Here is a 15,457-nt window from a genome sequence, read left to right on the forward strand (position 1 = left end):
CTCGTGACTGCGTGCCTTTTGAAGAATGAGCCTGCGAGTTAGCGGTGTGTAGCGAGGTTAACCCGTGTGGGGAAGCCGTAGCGAAAGCGAGTCCGAATAGGGCGATTGAGTTGCACGCTCTAGACCCGAAGCGGAGTGATCTAGCCATGGGCAGGTTGAAGCGGAGGTAAGACTTCGTGGAGGACCGAACCCACCAGGGTTGAAAACCTGGGGGATGACCTGTGGTTAGGGGTGAAAGGCCAATCAAACTCCGTGATAGCTGGTTCTCCCCGAAATGCATTTAGGTGCAGCGTCGTGTGTTTCTTGCCGGAGGTAGAGCACTGGATAGGCGATGGGCCCTACCGGGTTACTGACCTTAGCCAAACTCCGAATGCCGGTAAGTGAGAGCGCGGCAGTGAGACTGTGGGGGATAAGCTCCATGGTCGAGAGGGAAACAGCCCAGAGCATCGACTAAGGCCCCTAAGCGTACGCTAAGTGGGAAAGGATGTGGAGTCGCAGAGACAACCAGGAGGTTGGCTTAGAAGCAGCCACCCTTGAAAGAGTGCGTAATAGCTCACTGGTCAAGTGATTCCGCGCCGACAATGTAGCGGGGCTCAAGCGTACCGCCGAAGTCGTGTCATTGCAGTATGTACCCCCAACGGGGACTGTGATGGGTAGGGGAGCGTCGTGTGCCGGGTGAAGCAGCCGCGGAAGCGAGTTGTGGACGGTTCACGAGTGAGAATGCAGGCATGAGTAGCGATACACACGTGAGAAACGTGTGCGCCGATTGACTAAGGGTTCCTGGGTCAAGCTGATCTGCCCAGGGTAAGTCGGGACCTAAGGCGAGGCCGACAGGCGTAGTCGATGGACAACCGGTTGATATTCCGGTACCCGCTTTGAAACGCCCAGTATCGAACCAGGCGATGCTAAGTCCGTGAAGCCGTTCCGGACCCTTCGGGGAAAGGAAAGTGGTGGAGCCGACGGACCAGACCTGTAGTAGGTAAGCGATGGGGTGACGCAGGAAGGTAGTCCAGCCCGGGCGGTGGTTGTCCCGGGGTAAGGGTGTAGGACGTCACGTAGGCAAATCCGCGTGACACATAGTCTGAGACCTGATGCCGAGCCGATTGTGGTGAAGTGGATGATCCTATGCTGTCGAGAAAAGCCTCTAGCGAGTTTCATGGCGGCCCGTACCCTAAACCGACTCAGGTGGTCAGGTAGAGAATACCGAGGCGTTCGGGTGAACTATGGTTAAGGAACTCGGCAAAATGCCCCCGTAACTTCGGGAGAAGGGGGGCCATCACTGGTGAGAGCACTTGCTGCTCGAGCTGGGGGTGGCCGCAGAGACCAGCGAGAAGCGACTGTTTACTAAAAACACAGGTCCGTGCGAAGCCGTAAGGCGATGTATACGGACTGACGCCTGCCCGGTGCTGGAACGTTAAGGGGACCGGTTAGCCGACTTTCGGGTTGGCGAAGCTGAGAACTTAAGCGCCAGTAAACGGCGGTGGTAACTATAACCATCCTAAGGTAGCGAAATTCCTTGTCGGGTAAGTTCCGACCTGCACGAATGGCGTAACGACTTCTCGACTGTCTCAACCATAGGCCCGGTGAAATTGCACTACGAGTAAAGATGCTCGTTTCGCGCAGCAGGACGGAAAGACCCCGGGACCTTTACTACAGTTTGATATTGGTGTTCGGTTCGGCTTGTGTAGGATAGGTGGGAGACTGTGAAGCTTGGACGCCAGTTCAGGTGGAGTCGTCGTTGAAATACCACTCTGGTCGTGCTGGATGTCTAACCTGGGTCCGTGATCCGGATCAGGGACAGTGTCTGATGGGTAGTTTAACTGGGGCGGTTGCCTCCTAAAGGGTAACGGAGGCGCCCAAAGGTTCCCTCAGCCTGGTTGGCAATCAGGTGTTGAGTGTAAGTGCACAAGGGAGCTTGACTGTGAGACCGACGGGTCGAGCAGGGACGAAAGTCGGGACTAGTGATCCGGCGGTGGCTTGTGGAAGCGCCGTCGCTCAACGGATAAAAGGTACCCCGGGGATAACAGGCTGATCTTCCCCAAGAGTCCATATCGACGGGATGGTTTGGCACCTCGATGTCGGCTCGTCGCATCCTGGGGCTGGAGTCGGTCCCAAGGGTTGGGCTGTTCGCCCATTAAAGCGGTACGCGAGCTGGGTTTAGAACGTCGTGAGACAGTTCGGTCCCTATCCGCTGTGCGCGTAGGAATATTGAGAAGGGCTGTCCCTAGTACGAGAGGACCGGGACGGACGAACCTCTGGTGTGCCAGTTGTTCTGCCAAGGGCATGGCTGGTTGGCTACGTTCGGGAGGGATAACCGCTGAAAGCATCTAAGCGGGAAGCCTGCTTCGAGATGAGTATTCCCACCTCCTTGAGAGGGTAAGGCTCCCAGTAGACGACTGGGTTGATAGGCCGGATATGGAAGCCTAGTAATAGGTGGAGTTGACCGGTACTAATAGGCCGAGGGCTTGTCCTCAGTTGCTCGCGTCCACTGTGTTAGTTCTGAAGTAACGAACTCCCTTTGCCGGTAGAAGTTCGACATCTTCATAGTGTTTCGGTGGTCATAGCGTTAGGGAAACGCCCGGTTACATTCCGAACCCGGAAGCTAAGCCTTTCAGCGCCGATGGTACTGCAGGGGGGACCCTGTGGGAGAGTAGGACGCCGCCGAACAATTATTGTGGGGGAGCCCCGCACCGTTATGGTGCGGGGCTTTTCTGCGTTTACGGCCTCCTGGTTCAGGTTCCCGAGGGTGCGTCAGGGTGGCTGTGGCTTCCCGGAGTTGGTGTCTCGGGCCGGTTATGCGAATCCGCTTGTTCGGGGTATGCTTTATCTCGTTGCGGCGGGGGAAACCCCGAAGCGACAAGCCGGCCCCTATAGCTCAGTCGGCAGAGCGTCTCCATGGTAAGGAGAAGGTCAACGGTTCGATTCCGTTTGGGGGCTCAGAACGAAGAAGGCCCCCGCCCAAGTGGCGGGGGCCTTCTTTGCGTTCGTCGGCTGTTGCCGCGCGTCAGTCCGTGTGCGGCTCCGGGACGCGCATGGCCAGGATGGCCATGTCGTCGGAGGCCGGCTCCGCGGCGAAGCGTTCGACCGCGCGCATCACGCGGGCGGTGACCGCGCCGGCCGTCAGGCCCGTACAGGTGCGGAGGACGTCCATCAGGCCGTCGTCGCCGAGCATGCGCGCGCCTTCGCGGCGTTCGGTGACGCCGTCCGTGACGCACAGCAGGACGTCGCCCGGGTCGAGCGTGACGGTCTGCTCGTACAGCTCGAGGTCCTCCATGACGCCGAGCAGGGGCTGCGGTTCGGCGGCCGGTTCGACGGTGCCGTCCTGGCGCAGGCGCAGCGGGAGCGGGTGGCCGGCGCAGACGACCTTGAGGAGGGCGCTGCCGTCCTCCTGGGGCCACAGCTCGCCGTACAGGAGCGTCAGGAAGCGGCTGCGGGCGCCCTCGTCGAGGATCGCCGCGTTCAGGCGCTCCAGGACGGCCGGGCCGCCGAAGCCCTCGCGGGCCAGCAGGCGCAGGGCGTGGCGGGCCAGGCCCGTGACGGCGGCCGCCTCCGGGCCCGTACCGCAGACGTCGCCGATGGCGAAGCCGTACGCGTTGTCACGGATCGGGAAGAGGTCGTAGAAGTCGCCGCCGACCTCGTTGCCCTCGCCGGCCGCGCGGTAGATGACGTCGACCTCGACACCCGGCACCTGGGGGAGGCCCGGGGGCAGCAGGCTGCGCTGCAGGGACTGGCTGATCGCCGTGCGCTCGGAGTACAGGCGGGCGTTGTCCAGGGCGAGGGCGGCCCGTCGGGACAGGTCCTCGGCGAGCTCCAGGATCTCCTGGCGGAAGTGGTCGTCGGAGGGCTTGCCCAGCGTGAGCATGCCGATCACGCGGTTGCGGGCGACCAGGGGCAGGACCACCGTCTCGCCGCCGACCGCCGCGGCCGTCGCCAGCGTCGTACCGATGCCGGAGGACAGCGGGGCGGAGCCGTATCCGAGTTCGCGCATGGAGGTGCGCAGGGCGGCCTGGTGGGCGGCCTCGGAGGGGGCGGACCAGACGCGGGCGCCGGGTGACGGGACGGGCTCCGGCGGGGGGATCTTGGAGAGGAGCGCCTTGAGGCCGTCGATGCGGTCCTCGTCCTCGTGGAGCACGTACGAGAGGTACGGGTCCGAGGACTGGTCGGCGATCGTGTAGACGGCGCACCAGGTGGCCAGCGTCGGAACCGTCATCTGGGCCATCAGGGCCAGGGTCTGGTCCCGGTCCAGGGTTCCCGCGAGCAGGTCCGAGGCCTCGACGAGGAAGCTGAGGGAGCCGCGGCGGAGGCGTTCGAGCTCGCCGAGGCGGGCCGACTCGACGGCCAGCGCGATGCGGTCGGCGGCGAACTGGAGGCGCAGGGCCTCCTCGTTCGAGTACCGGCCGGCGGCCTCGGCGGCGACGCCCAGGGAGCCGGTGAGGCGGCCCTCGACCTTGAGCGGGACGGTGACGACGGAGCGCATGCCGGTGCCGTTGAGGAGCGGTACGGCGCCGGGGACGGCGGCGAGGTCCTCGTGGACGGCGGGCATGCGGGCCGAGGAGTAGCGGCCGGTGCCGGACTCGACGGGGACGCGGGCGAAGCGCTGGCGCGCGGAGGGCAGGCCCGTGGTGGCGCGTACCTCCAGCTCGGTCTCGTCGTCGGTGGCGAGCAGCAGGAAGGCGGCGTCGCCGTCGAGCATGTCGCGGGCGCGCTCCACGGTGCGCTGGAGCAGGCCGTCGAGGTCGTCGGGGGCGGGCGAGCCGATGAAGACCTCGAACGGGTCGGAGCTGCGGCCCTCGTTGTTGGAGTCGACGGGGGTGCGGGGCGGTGACTGGAGCACGGCCCGTTCGTAGTCGCGCACCAGGAGGCAGACCGTGGACGGCTCGCCCTGGGTGTCGCGGACCCGGAGGTGGGAGGCGTAGACCGGGATGACGCGGCCGTCGGCGCCGCGGATGCCGTAGCTGCCCTCCCAGCGGGAGAGCCGCAGGGCCTCGGCGAGGCCGGTGCCGATGCCGGGGGTGTGGGGCCAGGCGGCGAGGTCGCCGAGCGGTTTGCCGACGGCCTGGTCGGCGGCGTACCCGAAAAGGTGCTCGGCGTCCTCGTTCCAGGCGGCGATGGCGCCCTTGCGGTCGATCTGGACGACGGCGACGCGGACCCGCTCGTCCGCGACCGGGAGGAGGTCGGTGGGGAGGGCCGGGCCGGCGGAGCGGGTGCCGACGGGCCGCTCGGGCAGGTCCAGCTGGAACCAGACCTGCTTGCGGGTCGGGGAGTACTCGACGCCCCAGCGGGAGGCGAGGGCGGCGCACAGCAGCAGTCCGCGGCCGCTCTCGCGGTCGGGGCTCATGTCGAAGCGGCCGGTGCCCTGGAGCGGCACCTCGCGCTCCGGGTAGCGGTCGGCGACCTCGACGCGGACCCCCTGCTCCGTGCGCAGGCACAGGACGTCGGCGGCGGTGCCGGCATGGATGATCGCATTGGTCACGAGTTCGCTGGTCAGGACGGTGGCGTCGTCCACGACATCGGTGTACCCCCAGCCCTGCAGGGTGTCCCGGACGAAGGCCCGCGCGGTCGCGACGGACCGCCCCACAGGTTCAAAGGTGGCAGCCGCCCGAGCGGTGATCACAGAACTCCTCGTACGCGTCTCGACGCCCGGCTCAGCCATGATGCGGCTCTGCCCCTCCCCGGTGCCCGGTGGTCATACTGTGCCGCACCGCCCCCGCCGGGCGGACCGGGGCGGTTGGACAGCCGGATGCCAGGTTACTTACCTTCGCTGTCCGGGCGGATGGTGGTCACCACCGTTTCCGTCCCCCGTGGGCGGGGACGTTATGCGAAGCTGCCGAACTGTTATGGCCTCGATCGCTCGTGGTGAAACACTGGGAACGCTGCCAGTGACAGCCGGAGCAGCAACGCCCGGGCAGTAATGCCGAGCGGTACGGTCAACCCCTGCGGGAGGGACACGGTGGAGTCTGGCGTGACGGCGCGGGGCGGTAGCACGCGCACGAAGGGCGGGCGGTCCCGGAGCGGTGGGACGGTCGAGGTGGACGCCGCCGCTCTGGAGCGGTTGCTCACGGCACTGGCGTCGATGCGGGACGGCAATTTCCGCAAGCGCCTGACGGTGACGGGCGACGGCGTGATGGCGGAGATCGCCGCCGTCTTCAACGAGGTCGCCGACCGGAAGCTGCACCTGACCGGTGAGCTGTCGCGGGTGCGGCGGATGGTCGGGCGCGAGGGCAAGCTGTCCGAGCGCCTGGAGGTCGGGGCCAGTGAGGGCGCCTGGGCGCAGGCCATCGAGGCGGCGAACGCCCTGGTGGATGATCTGACGCGACCGGTGTCGGAGGTCGGGCGGGTGCTCTCCGCGGTCGCCGAGGGCGACCTGGAGCAGCGGATGGAGCTGCGCTCGGAGGGGCTGGACGGGACCGTGCGGCCGCTGCGCGGGGAGTTCCTCAAGGTCGCCCGTACGGTGAACAACCTGGTGGACCAGTTGTCGGCGTTCACCGACGAGGTGACGCGGGTCGCGCTGGAGGTCGGCACCGAGGGGAAGCTCGGCGGGCAGGCGCAGGTGCGCGGGATGTCCGGGTCCTGGAAGGACCTCCAGGACTCGGTGAACACCATGGCGTACCGGCTGACGGCCCAGGTGCGGGACATCGCGCTGGTGACGACGGCGGTCGCCAAGGGCGATCTGTCGCGGAAGGTCACCGTGCACGTGGCCGGTGAGATGCTCCAGCTGAAGAACACCGTGAACACGATGGTGGACCAGCTGTCGTCGTTCTCCTCCGAGGTCACGCGGGTCGCGCGTGAGGTCGGTACGGAGGGCGAGCTCGGCGGGCAGGCCGAGGTGCCGGGTGTGGCCGGTGTCTGGAAGGACCTGACCGACTCCGTCAACACGATGGCGGGGAACCTGACCTCGCAGGTGCGGGGCATCGCCGAGGTGACGACCGCCGTCGCCAACGGCGACCTGTCGCAGAAGGTGACGGTGAGCGCACGCGGTGAGGTCGCGCAGCTCGCCGACACGATCAACCAGATGACGGAGACGCTGCGGACGTTCGCCGACGAGGTGACGCGGGTGGCGAGCGAGGTCGGCGCCGAGGGGCTCCTCGGCGGTCAGGCGCAGGTGCCGGGCGCGGCGGGCACGTGGAAGGACCTGACGGACTCCGTCAACACCGTCTTCCGCAATCTGACCACTCAGGTGCGGGACATCGCGCAGGTGACGACGGCGGTGGCGAACGGCGACCTGTCGCAGAAGGTCACCGTCGACGTGGCCGGCGAGATGCTGGAGTTGAAGAACACCGTCAACACGATGGTGGACCAGCTGTCGGCGTTCGGTTCCGAAGTGACCCGGGTGGCCCGCGAGGTGGGCGTCGAGGGCCGGCTCGGTGGTCAGGCCCATGTGCCGGGGGCCGCGGGGACCTGGAAGGACCTGACGGATTCCGTCAACACGGCGTTCCGCAACCTCACCGGTCAGGTGCGGGACATCGCGCAGGTGACGACGGCGGTGGCGAACGGCGATCTGACGCAGAAGGTCACCGTCGATGTCGCGGGCGAGATGCTGGAGTTGAAGAACACCGTCAACACGATGGTGGCGCAGCTGTCGTCCTTCGCCGACCAGGTGACGCGGATGGCGCGGGACGTGGGTACGGAGGGCCGGCTCGGCGGCCAGGCGCGCGTCGACGGCGTCTCGGGGACGTGGAAGGAGCTCACGGACTCCGTCAACTTCATGGCCGGGAACCTGACGTCGCAGGTGCGGCAGATCGCCCAGGTGACGACGGCCGTGGCGCGCGGTGACCTGTCGCAGAAGATCGACGTGGACGCGCGCGGCGAGATCCTCGAGCTCAAGAACACCATCAACACCATGGTCGACCAGCTGTCCGCGTTCGCGGAGCAGGTGACCCGGGTGGCCCGCGAGGTGGGCACCGAGGGCCGGCTCGGCGGTCAGGCGCAGGTGCCGGGCGTCGCGGGCGTGTGGCGCGACCTGACGGACTCGGTCAACAGCATGGCCGGGAACCTCACGGCCCAGGTCCGTAACATCGCGCAGGTCGCCACCGCGGTGGCGCGCGGTGACCTGTCGCAGAAGATCGACGTGGACGCCCGGGGCGAGATCCTGGAGCTGAAGAACACCCTCAACACGATGGTGGACCAGCTCTCGAACTTCGCGGAGCAGGTGACCCGGGTGGCCCGCGAGGTGGGCACCGAGGGCATCCTGGGCGGGCAGGCCGAGGTGCAGGGCGTCTCCGGCACCTGGAAGGACCTGACCCAGTCCGTCAACTCGATGGCGAACAACCTGACCTCGCAGGTGCGCAACATCGCCGAGGTGACGACGGCGGTCGCCAAGGGCGACTTGTCGAAGAAGATCACCGTCGACGCCCGCGGCGAGATCCTCGACCTCGTCACCACCGTCAACACGATGGTGGACCAGCTCTCCAACTTCGCGGACGAGGTCACGCGGGTGGCCCGCGAGGTGGGTACGGAGGGGATCCTCGGCGGTCAGGCGCGGGTGCGGGGCGTCACCGGCATCTGGAAGGACCTCAGCGACAACGTCAACGTGATGGCCAACAACCTCACCTCGCAGGTGCGCAACATCTCGCGGGTGTCGTCGGCCGTCGCCAACGGCGATCTGACCAAGAAGGTGACGGTCGAGGCGCGCGGTGAGGTCGCCGAGCTCGCGAACACCGTCAACACCATGGTGACCACGCTGTCGTCGTTCGCCGACGAGGTGACCCGCGTGGCGCGCGAGGTGGGCACGGAAGGCGAACTGGGCGGACAGGCCCGGGTGCCGGGCGTCTCCGGTACGTGGAAGGACCTGACCGAGTCGGTGAACTCGATGGCGTCCAACCTGACCGGCCAGGTGCGCCAGATCGCCGCCGTCACCACCGCCATCGCCAAGGGCGACCTCACCAAGAAGATCGACATCGACGCGCGCGGCGAGATCCTGGAGCTGAAGAACACCATCAACACGATGGTCGACCAGCTGTCCTCCTTCGCCGAGGAGGTCACGCGGGTGGCCCGCGAGGTGGGTACGGAGGGCATCCTCGGCGGCCAGGCCCGCGTGCGGGACGTCGACGGCACCTGGCGCGACCTGACCGAGTCGGTGAACGAGATGGCCGGCAACCTCACCCGTCAGGTGCGCGCCATCGCGGCCGTCGCCACGGCGGTGACCCGCGGCGACCTGAACCTGAAGATCGACGTGGACGCGGCGGGCGAGATCCAGGTCCTCCAGGACAACATCAACACCATGATCGCCAACCTGCGCGACACCACCCTCGCCAACGAGGAGCAGGACTGGCTGAAGGGCAACCTGGCCCGCATCTCCGGCCTCATGCAGGGCCGCCGCGACCTCGACGACGTGGCCTCGCTGATCATGAGCGAGCTGACGCCGGTCGTCTCGGCGCAGCACGGCGCCTTCTTCCTGGCCATGCCCACGGGCGGCGGCAACGAGATCGGGGCGGACGAGGACGGCTCTTACGAGCTCGTCATGCGCGGCAGCTACGGCTACTCGGCCGGGTCGATGCCCACGACCTTCCGGCCCGGCGAGACGCTGATCGGCACGGCGGCCGAGGAGAAGCGGACCATCCAGGTCAACGTGCCGCCCGGCTACCTGAAGATCTCCTCGGGCCTCGGGGAGGCGTCCCCGGCGTATGTGATCGTGCTGCCGGTGGTCTTCGAGGGGAAGGTCCTCGGCGTGATCGAGCTGGCGTCGTTCCAGCCCTTCACCCAGATCCAGCGCGACTTCCTCAACCAGCTCGCCGAGATGATCGCGACGAGCGTCAACACCATCAGCGTCAACACCAAGACCGAGGTGCTGCTGAAGCAGTCGCAGGAGCTCACGGAGCAGCTGCGCGAGCGCTCGGCGGAGCTGGAGAGCCGGCAGAAGGCGCTCCAGGACTCCAACGCCGAGCTGGAGGAGAAGGCCGAGCTGCTGGCGCAGCAGAACCGCGACATCGAGGTGAAGAACACCGAGATCGAGGAGGCCCGGCAGGTGCTGGAGGAGCGGGCCGAGCAGCTCGCGGTCTCCATGCGCTACAAGTCGGAGTTCCTGGCGAACATGTCGCACGAGCTGCGTACGCCGCTGAACTCGCTGCTCATCCTCGCCAAGCTGCTCGCGGACAACGCCGAGGGGAACCTGTCGCCGAAGCAGGTCGAGTTCGCCGAGACCATCCACGGCGCCGGGTCGGACCTGCTGCAGCTCATTAACGACATCCTCGACCTGTCGAAGGTCGAGGCGGGCAAGATGGACGTCAGCCCGACGCGTATCGCGCTGGTCCAGCTCGTCGACTACGTGGAGGCCACCTTCCGGCCGCTGACCGCCGAGAAGGGGCTGGACTTCTCGGTACGGGTGTCGCCGGAGCTGCCCGCCACGCTCCACACCGACGAGCAGCGGCTGCTGCAGGTGCTGCGCAACCTGCTGTCGAACGCCGTGAAGTTCACCGACAGCGGGGCGGTGGAGCTGGTCATCCGCCCGGCGAAGACGGACGTGCCGCAGTCGATCCGCGAGCAGCTGCTGGAGTCGGGGTCGCTGTCGGAGCCGGACGCCGACCTGATCGCGTTCTCGGTGACCGACACCGGGATCGGCATCGCGGCCAGCAAGATGCGGGTGATTTTCGAGGCGTTCAAGCAGGCGGACGGGACGACGAGCCGCAAGTACGGCGGTACGGGCCTGGGCCTGTCGATCAGCCGGGAGATCGCGCGGCTGCTGGGCGGCGAGATCCACGCGGCGAGCGAGCCGGGCCGCGGCTCGACGTTCACGCTGTACCTGCCGCTCCACCCCAGCGAGCTGCCGCCGCACGGCTACGGGCACCAGGTCCCGGGCGCGGGACCGGAGTCCGGGGAGCTCGACGGCATGGGCCCCGAGGGAACGGGTGGCGTGCCCGCCGCCGAGGGGCGGGCCGGTGGCTCCGGAGCGCTCTTCCGGCACCGCCGCAGGGCCCTGGGCCGGGCCGACCAGCGGGCCGCGCTGCCCGGTCAGTCGGCGCAGGAGGCACCGGCTCCGGCGGCGACCGGTTCGGAGGGTGGTGCCGGCGGTGCTGGTGCCACAGGTGCGGGAGGTGCCGCGGAGTGGCAGGGCGCCGGGCAGGAGGCGTTCGAGCCGGGCCGCCGCTTCGAGTTCGGCGGCGAGAAGGTGCTGATCGTCGACGACGACATCCGTAACGTCTTCGCGCTCACCAGCGTGCTGGAGCAGCACGGCCTCGCGGTGCTGTACGCGGAGAACGGCCGCGAGGGCATCGAGGTCCTGGAGCAGCACGACGACGTCGCCGTCGTCCTGATGGACATCATGATGCCCGAGATGGACGGGTACGCGACGACGACGGCGATCCGGCGGATGCCTCAGTTCGCCGGGCTGCCGATCATCGCGCTGACGGCGAAGGCGATGAAGGGCGACCGGGAGAAGGCCATCGAGTCCGGCGCTTCCGACTACGTTACGAAGCCGGTGGATCCGGATCATCTTCTCTCGGTTATGGAGCAGTGGATGCGCGGAGAGTGAGCGGAGGCCGCACGAATGACGGCGAGTTGTTGACTGACTGTGGTCGAAAGCGTGTGAGAGGACGGTATACGGGGAACCTTCTGGTCTCCCACCGCGTTTCTGCTACGTGCACAGTGACATCGCGGTGACAGGGTGTGGCGACAGGCGGGGTGCGGCTACCATGACCGGCACAAGGACGGACGGCGCAAGGGAGTCGTCCCCTGGGGCGGCGCCCGGCCAACTGCCGGGGCGAGGAGGACGGGCCATGGTGCAGAAGGCCAAGATCCTCCTGGTCGATGACCGACCGGAGAATCTGCTGGCGCTGGAGGCCATCCTCTCTGCGCTCGATCAGACGCTGGTCCGGGCATCGTCAGGGGAGGAAGCGCTCAAGGCGCTGCTGACGGACGACTTCGCGGTCATTCTCCTGGACGTCCAGATGCCGGGAATGGACGGCTTCGAGACCGCCGCGCACATCAAGCGTCGGGAACGGACACGGGACATCCCGATCATCTTCCTGACCGCGATCAACCACGGCCCGCACCACACCTTCCGGGGGTACGCGGCGGGCGCCGTGGACTACATCTCCAAGCCGTTCGACCCCTGGGTGCTGCGCGCCAAGGTCTCCGTCTTCGTCGAGCTGTACATGAAGAACTGTCAGCTGCGCGAGCAGGCCGCGCTGCTGCGGCTCCAGCTCGAAGGCGGCCAGGGAGCCCAGGACGGCGCGGCGCGCGAGTCCGCCGGCCTCCTCGCCGAGCTCTCCGCGCGGCTCGCCGCCGTCGAGGAGCAGGCCGAGGCGCTCTCCAAGCAGCTGGACGACGAGTCGGCGGACGCCGCGGCCGTCGCCACCGCCGCGCACCTGGAGCGCAAACTCACCGGGCTGCGCCGGGCGCTGGACGCCCTGGAGCCGGGCAGCGGCGGCGGCTCGCCGAGCCTTCCGGCGCAGGGCTGACGTACCAAGTCCGGCGCGCTCCCGTGAGCGGTCGTCAGTTTCCGGTGACCGTACGGGCGACACGAACGGGTGAAGCCGTAGTCACGCGTGTCGACGGTGCTTCACCCCGGTAACCTCACCCCCATGGCCTCACGTACGTCCGGCAAGGGTTCCCAGAGCACGGCGGGCACCGCGAAGCCGCGCGCCGCCGGCCGTACGACGGGCGGCGCGGCGAAGCGGGCGGCCCCCGGAGCGGTGCCCGCGAAGCCTCCCGCCAAGAAGACCGCGCCCGCCGCCAGGAAGGGCCCCGCGAAGAAGGCACCCGCCAAGCCCGCCAAGAAGGCGGCCGGTGCGAGGAAGGCGGCAGCAGGCGCCAGGGGCGCACGCAAGGCGGCGCCGTCTCCCACCGGGGGCGTGTACCGGCTCGTGCGCGCCCTGTGGCTCGGGCTCGCCCACGCCGTCGGCGCGATGCTGCGCGGCATAGGGCGCGGCGCCAAGGGGCTCGACCCGGCGCACCGCAAGGACGGGCTGGCGCTGCTCCTGCTCGGCATCGCGCTGATCGTCGCCGCCGGCACCTGGGCCAACCTCCGGGGCCCGGTCGGCGACCTCGTCGAGATGCTGGTCACCGGCGCGTTCGGGCGGCTCGACCTGCTCGTACCGCTGCTGATCGGCGCCGTCGCCGTCCGGCTGATCCTGCACCCGGAGAAACCGGAGGCCAACGGGCGGATCGTCATCGGTCTGTCCGCGCTCGTCGTCGGCGTCCTCGGGCAGGTGCACATCGCGTGCGGCTCGCCGGGCCGGGACCAGGGCAGCGAGGCGGTGCGGGACGCGGGCGGCCTGATCGGCTGGGGCGCCTCCAAGCCGCTCGTCTTCATGATGGGCGAGGTCCTCGCCGTCCCGATGCTGGTGCTGCTCACCGTCTTCGGCCTGCTCGTCGTCACGGCGACGCCCGTGTACGCCATCCCGCAGCGGCTGCGGGCCCTCGGCGTCCGCCTCGGGCTCGTCGCGCCGCACGAGCCCGAGTGGAGCGAGGACGACGAGCGGTACGACGACCAGTGGCGCGAGGCGGCACTGCCCGCCCGGTCGCGGCGCCGGGCCGCCGGAGCCGGAGACCCGTACGACCCGGAGCAGGCCGAGGAGGAGGCGCTCACCCGGCGCAGGCGGCCGCGGAAGCGGACGTCCGCCGCCCCCGAGCCCGACTTCGACCGGCCCAGGGACGCGGTGGACATCGCCGCCGCTGCCGCCGCCGCGCTGGACGGGGCCGTGCTGAACGGCATGCCGCCGTCGCCGGTCGTCGCCGACCTGACGCGGGACGTGGCGGCCGACCGGGAGCGGACGGTCGCCGAGGGGGCGGGTGCCAGGGGAACCGGGCGCCCGGCGCGGCCGGGAGTCGAAGGCACCGGCTCCGTACCGCCCGCGCGCGACGCCGGGGCGCCCGGCGGCCTCGTACCCGACCTCACCAAGCCCGCGCCCGTACGCGACGAGACCGAGCCCCTGCCGCCGCGCGCCGAGCAGCTCCAGCTCGCCGGGGACATCACGTACGTCCTGCCCTCGCTCGACCTGCTGGAGCGGGGCGGGCCCGGCAAGACGCGCAGCGCCGCCAACGACGCGATCGTCGCCGCGCTGACGAACGTCTTCTCCGAGTTCAAGGTCGACGCGGCCGTCACCGGCTTCACGCGCGGGCCGACGGTCACGCGGTACGAGGTGGAGCTCGGCCCGGCCGTGAAGGTCGAGCGGATCACGGCGCTGACGAAGAACATCGCGTACGCCGTCGCCAGTCCCGACGTCCGGATCATCTCGCCGATCCCCGGCAAGTCCGCCGTCGGCATCGAGATCCCGAACACCGACCGCGAGATGGTCAAGGTCGGCGACGTGCTGCGGCTCGCGGACGCCGCCGGGGACGACCACCCGATGCTCGTCGCGCTCGGCAAGGACGTCGAGGGCGGCTATGTGATGGCCAACCTGGCGACGATGCCGCACGTGCTCGTCGCGGGCGCGACCGGATCCGGCAAGTCGTCGTGCATCAACTGCCTGATCACGTCCGTGATGATAAGGGCGACCCCCGAGGACGTCCGGATGGTGCTGGTCGACCCCAAGCGCGTCGAACTGACGGCTTACGAGGGCATCCCGCACCTCATCACGCCCATCATCACCAACCCCAAGCGGGCCGCCGAGGCGCTCCAGTGGGTCGTGCGCGAGATGGACCTGCGCTACGACGACCTGGCGGCGTACGGCTTCCGGCACATCGACGACTTCAACGCCGCCGTACGGGCCGGGAAGGTCAAGCAGCCGGAGGGCAGCGAGCGCGAGCTCCAGCCGTACCCGTACCTGCTGGTCATCGTCGACGAGCTCGCCGACCTGATGATGGTCGCGCCGCGTGACGTCGAGGACGCCATCGTCCGCATCACCCAGCTGGCCCGTGCCGCCGGCATCCACCTGGTGCTCGCCACCCAGCGCCCGTCCGTGGACGTGGTCACCGGCCTCATCAAGGCCAACGTGCCGTCACGGCTCGCCTTCGCCACCTCCTCGCTCGCCGACAGCCGGGTCATCCTCGACCAGCCCGGCGCCGAGAAGCTCATCGGCAAGGGCGACGGCCTCTTCCTGCCGATGGGCGCGAACAAGCCGGTGCGCATGCAGGGCGCCTTCGTGACCGAGGACGAGATCCAGGCGGTCGTCCGGCACTGCAAGGACCAGATGGCGCCGGTCTTCCGCGACGACGTCACGGTCGGTACGAAGCAGAAGAAGGAGATCGACGAGGACATCGGCGACGACCTCGACCTGCTGTGCCAGGCCGCCGAACTGGTCGTCACCACGCAGTTCGGCTCCACGTCCATGCTCCAGCGCAAGCTGCGCGTCGGCTTCGCCAAGGCGGGCCGGCTGATGGACCTGATGGAGTCGCGGAACATCGTGGGCCCGAGCGAGGGCTCCAAGGCGCGGGACGTGCTTGTCAAACCGGATGAGCTGGATGGAGTACTGGCGGTGATCCGAGGGGAGTCGGAGACGTAAGGGAATCCCCCTGCGCGTCCCTGCGGAGCCGATCGCGTCTCACTCGTAAGGGGATCGTGAGCAACCGTTTCCCCGCG

General features: G+C 68.4%; 4 protein-coding genes, 1 tRNA gene and 2 rRNA genes. 6 read left to right on the top strand and 1 reads right to left on the bottom strand.

Translation table 11 applies throughout. The features are described 5' to 3' along the window. The 3 genes from ABZX67_RS09665 to ABZX67_RS09675 form a co-directional block, all read left to right on the top strand. Positions 1 to 2,473: ribosomal RNA gene (locus ABZX67_RS09665) — 23S ribosomal RNA — on the top strand; the annotation flags it as partial. 77 nt (positions 2,474 to 2,550) lie between these two features. Further along, positions 2,551 to 2,667 (top strand): 5S ribosomal RNA (gene rrf / locus ABZX67_RS09670). A 197-nt stretch (positions 2,668 to 2,864) separates the two neighbouring features. Then, positions 2,865 to 2,937: transfer RNA gene (locus ABZX67_RS09675), tRNA-Thr, on the top strand. Between the two features lie 67 nt (positions 2,938 to 3,004). Here the strand turns inward: ABZX67_RS09675 and ABZX67_RS09680 are convergent. Beyond that, positions 3,005 to 5,653: a SpoIIE family protein phosphatase gene (locus tag ABZX67_RS09680; protein WP_355356682.1), complete on the bottom strand. Its 2,649-nt coding sequence runs from the start codon at positions 5,651 to 5,653 to the stop codon at positions 3,005 to 3,007. 297 nt (positions 5,654 to 5,950) lie between these two features. On the opposite strand from ABZX67_RS09680, the gene ABZX67_RS09685 reads away from it, so the two are divergent. From ABZX67_RS09685 to ABZX67_RS09695, 3 genes are all read left to right on the top strand, one after another. Beyond that, entirely contained in the window at positions 5,951 to 11,467 is a 5,517-nt protein-coding gene (locus ABZX67_RS09685) for a HAMP domain-containing protein (RefSeq protein ID WP_355356684.1), read from the top strand. Between the two features lie 244 nt (positions 11,468 to 11,711). Continuing rightward, positions 11,712 to 12,395, top strand: a complete 684-nt coding sequence (locus ABZX67_RS09690; protein WP_355356686.1) for a response regulator — start codon at positions 11,712 to 11,714, stop codon at positions 12,393 to 12,395. Positions 12,396 to 12,518: 123 nt separating this feature from the next. Continuing rightward, positions 12,519 to 15,380, top strand: a complete 2,862-nt coding sequence (locus tag ABZX67_RS09695; protein ID WP_355356688.1) for a DNA translocase FtsK — start codon at positions 12,519 to 12,521, stop codon at positions 15,378 to 15,380. Positions 15,381 to 15,457: the final 77 nt, after the last annotated feature.

Origin of the sequence: Streptomyces sp. NPDC003036 (assembly GCF_040611175.1) — a bacterium.
In the GTDB taxonomy this organism is placed as follows: domain Bacteria; phylum Actinomycetota; class Actinomycetes; order Streptomycetales; family Streptomycetaceae; genus Streptomyces.